Here is a 1626-nt window from a genome sequence, read left to right on the forward strand (position 1 = left end):
CCGTTGGCAATAATATATTCAAACAACTAACCAATATTTTAGCAATGCAGAAGTATGTCCTATTATTAACTGTTGTGATCATCACGATTACATCAGCCTTTAGTCAAGAAAATTCAATCGTCCATCAATTATTGGAGGGCTGTGAAATTGAGGATTCCGACTACCTCCCAAGTGGGAATTTTTATCTACTCGAAACAGTGAAAAACAACTATAGATATACTGTCTATGATGATAACCTGAATCTTTTAAACCAATATAGCAGCGGGACAAAGTTTGGAAAATCTGATTTAGACTTTGTTTCAACTACCGGTAAAAACAGCATCATAGAAGAAGATGATCAATTCTTTCTAATCAATAGCGAATCTAAGAATTTTGCAGAAGAGGATATCGATGGTGAAATTTCGAATAGATTCTTTTACAACAACATAGATAAAAGAATAGATGTTGTAAAAATAAAATTTCTTACGGACGAAAAGTTTGTGTCTATAAGTAGAAAAAAAGGAAAGGAAAATTATAAGGATGGAAAATACAGGGATATAGAGATATATCTATTTAAAAAGAACTTGGAAACCCTCGAAGAGAGGTATTTTAAATTAGAGTTTCCGGACAAAATGTACTTTTATTCCACAGGTCCGAAAATTCTATATTTTGATGAGGAAAATTTTATCCTCTCATATATAGCTAAAACTGACGACAAGTCAAGAACCTATATTAACGCATTGTATGACTATGAGGGAAAGATTATCAAATCTACTGAAACAAGTATTCAGGTTCAGGATCCCGAACATGAATTTGCCGTGGTAAATTACGCAGGAAGTTCTTTCTCGGCATATAGGTCCCCAAATGGAATGACAGCGAATCCATATGACCAAAATATTCTTGCATACCAATTACCTACAACTGATTCAAAAGGCGCTATATCCTTTGATCAATATGACAGGGCATACTACGTATATGCTGGAGTTGCAACGAAGGGTGATTCCGGCCTGCTGATTTCTAAATTCGATATGAATGGAAATATTGTATGGGAACGCTATCATATACTGGAAGATACAAAGCTTAAATATCTAAATAGTTTCAATAGGTTTTTAAGGCTCGATACCTCAGCCAAATTTGTTGGAGTTACAGTATTCTCAAGAAAGGGAAAGGATTATTGTGATTTTTATCTTTTCGATAAATCATCGGGCGATTTAATCAAAAACAAAAATTTCAGAGATTATTCCTTCTATAAAAGATCACGAAAGTATAACCGCTTATATTCCCTATTCGAAATAAAGAATAAGGACATGGAAAATTTAATTGTTGATAGAATCACTTTGCTCTCTTCAATATATGATGAATCATACATGGATTACCTCAAAAAATTGAATTCATCTGGTTCTGAATTGTTAGTAAGTTACTTCACCCCTGATGGAGTGAATACTGTTCGAAGTCCGAAAAAGGATTTTAAGCTAACCTTTGATAAATTTAATTTCTAGAATATACTATTGCCAACAACGTATAACGTCCATAACGTGGATTGAAGGAGGTAAATTGAATTTCGCAAAAACAATGTAGCTTCTTCCCTATCTGAAAAATTTGTAAATTCACAGACCACGTTACGATACGTTATACAAGACCGTTGGC

The 1626-nt window shown here is 33.5% G+C and carries 1 protein-coding gene; it reads left to right on the plus strand.

The window, feature by feature from the left end; genetic code table 11:
- On the plus strand, window positions 1-1478 hold a 1478-nt coding region (locus I4Q58_RS15370; protein ID WP_236002959.1), incomplete at its 5' end, for a hypothetical protein.
- Window positions 1479-1626 lie beyond the last annotated feature (148 nt).

Origin of the sequence: Luteirhabdus pelagi, assembly GCF_016827595.1 — a bacterium.
In the GTDB taxonomy this organism is placed as follows: Bacteria; Bacteroidota; Bacteroidia; order Flavobacteriales; family Flavobacteriaceae; genus Luteirhabdus; species Luteirhabdus pelagi.